At 63.2% G+C, this 1645-nt stretch carries 1 protein-coding gene; it reads right to left on the bottom strand.

Going from position 1 to position 1645, the window contains the following annotated elements:
- Window positions 1-269: 269 nt before the first annotated feature.
- On the bottom strand, window positions 270-1115 hold the full coding sequence (locus AC1D12_RS32860; protein WP_477845311.1) for a flagellin domain-containing protein: 846 nt from the start codon (window positions 1113-1115) through the stop codon (window positions 270-272).
- Between the last annotated feature and the right edge of the window lie 530 nt (window positions 1116-1645).

The following is a 1645-nucleotide window of genomic DNA, read 5'->3' as shown; positions in this document are numbered from 1 at the left end:
CAGGGGGGTAATGCCCTGCGTCAGACCCGGCGCGAATCACCGTTGGCCACCGACATGAAAGGTGTGCTGTTGCACACCGCCCCGTCAGCATCCTTCAGTGGATCCGGACCGCAGATCCCGGGCGAGGAACCTGTGGAAGTGATTGTTCCGAGAACTGGAGGTGGGTTAAACCGGGAAATGAGCCGGTCTGACCCGCCTTTTCGTGCGCCAGAAAGCAAAAAGCCCCGCCCGGTTTCCCGGGCGGGGCCTGTGAAGCAGAGCCTGGCGGCTTACTTCAGCAGCGACAGCACTTGCTGCGGCAGCTGGTTGGCTTGTGCCACCATCGCCGTGCCGGCCTGCTGCAGGATCTGGGCACGCGACAGGTTCGACGTTTCAGACGCGAAGTCGGCATCCGTGATGCGGCTCTTGGCAGCCGACTGGTTCTCGACCGAGGTCTGCAGGTTCGAGATCACCGAGTCGAAGCGGTTCTGCGCCGCACCGTACATGGCGCGCTCGCTGTTGACCTTGTCGATCGCGCCGTCGATGTTGTCGATGACGGTCTTCAGCGAAGCCGAGTTCGTCGTGCTGTCGATGACCACGGTGTTGGCCGTCACGGCGGTGATGCTGGCATCGGCCGTCATGTCGGTCGTCGTCACTGTGATGACGTCGTTGGTCGTGGTGTTGGCACCGATCTGGAAGTCCTTCGCACCGGCGCTGGCGCCGATGATGGCGATGCCGTTGAAGGTGGTGCCGCCCAGCACGCGGGTGATTTCCGCGCTCAGTTGCTGGAATTCCTTGTTCAGCGAATCCTTGTCGCTGTYGCCGTTGGTGCCGTTGCGGGCCTGCACGGCGAGTTCACGCATGCGTTGCAGCGAATCGCCGACCTTGCCGAGCGCGCCTTCAGCGGTCTGCGCCAGCGAGATGCCGTCGTTGGCATTGCGGATCGCGACGTTCATGCCGCGGACCTGGGCGCCCATGCGCTCCGAGATCGCCAGGYCGGCGGCGTCGTCCTTGGCGCTGTTGACGCGCAGGCCGGAAGACAGGCGCTGCATGGCGGTCGACAGCGAGTTCTGGGTGGTCGACAGATTGCGTTGTGCATTCAGCGACGTGACGTTGGTGTTGACTGACATGACCATTTTAAAAACTCCAATAACGGTTGAACTGAGACCCGGCATGAGCGCCGGCATTGCCTCGGCAGATTGGTTTCTCTACCGCTTCACTTCTCTGCCTTAACGACCGCACGTCCCGGGGGTTGTGCGGCTTGCTGCGCCCGGCTTCACTGGTCTGCCGGACCCCGGCGCCGTTGTTGCGTCGCCGTTGGAGGCTTTATCGGACCGCCACTTTCGAGACTTGAGTCCGTGCTGCCAAAATTTCTGCGAGATCCCCCGAACAACGGGGTGGGAGCCTGCCTTCTATCTGCATTCGCGGCGAAAACTTGAGGGGGGCGCGAAGACGTTTCAGAGTGTGTCAAACGGCGAACTGGCGGGCATCTGGGGCGCATCTCCGGGTCTTCGCCGCGGCGGCGCTTCCTAGAATTTCAGCAACCTCCCATGGGGCGTGCCTGCGCGCCGTCACGATGCACACCAAAGCCCACAAACCCGCCAAGGCCCGCCCCGCTCCCGTGGCGGCGTTCGCACGCAGCGCACAGCGCGACTGGGAAGAAGGC

The organism is Rhizobacter sp. P1_G5 (assembly GCF_056405435.1).
This window is presented reverse-complemented; position numbering and strand designations above follow the sequence as displayed.